The sequence below is a fragment of the Pseudomonas sp. 51_B genome (assembly GCF_017491595.1).
Classification (GTDB): domain Bacteria; phylum Pseudomonadota; class Gammaproteobacteria; order Pseudomonadales; family Pseudomonadaceae; genus Aquipseudomonas; species Aquipseudomonas promysalinigenes.
The window spans coordinates 1-462 of sequence record NZ_JAFGYW010000341.1; the positions used below are offsets into that span (position 1 = coordinate 1).

1 protein-coding gene is annotated in these 462 nt (G+C 61.9%); it reads left to right on the top strand.

Going from position 1 to position 462, the window contains the following annotated elements:
• Positions 1–312 (top strand): glycosyltransferase (locus J5M56_RS25135; RefSeq protein WP_207938078.1); only part of this gene is annotated, 312 nt, incomplete at its 5' end.
• Positions 313–462 lie beyond the last annotated feature (150 nt).

Below are 462 nucleotides of genomic sequence, written 5' to 3' on the forward strand. Positions count from 1 at the left end.
TGGTTGCAGCATGCGCGCGCCCTTCTCTTTCCTTCGTTCGTCGAGGGTTACGGGATGCCGCTTGTCGAAGCACTGGGGCTCGGCGTACCCGTCCTTGCAAGCGACCTGGACGTGTTCCGCGAAGTCGCGGCGGACATCCCCGATTACCTCGATCCGCTCGACGGCCCGGCGTGGGCTGCCCGCATCCGTGACTACGCTCGGGACGACAGCCACGAACGCACCGCGCAACTCGCCCGAATCGAACACTTCCGCGAACCGACGTGGGTCGACCATTTCGAACGCGTCGATGCCTTTCTTGACACGCTGCGCTAAATGACCCGATCCACCGCATCGCGTCGGAACTGGTCAAACACCTTACTGCATCCGGTTCGCGTCCTGTGCAGGCAACGGCCAAAGCGCTCGTCGGACACCGACCGAGAGTACATTTGGATAGACCGGAAAATCGGCCGAATGGCATTGAGT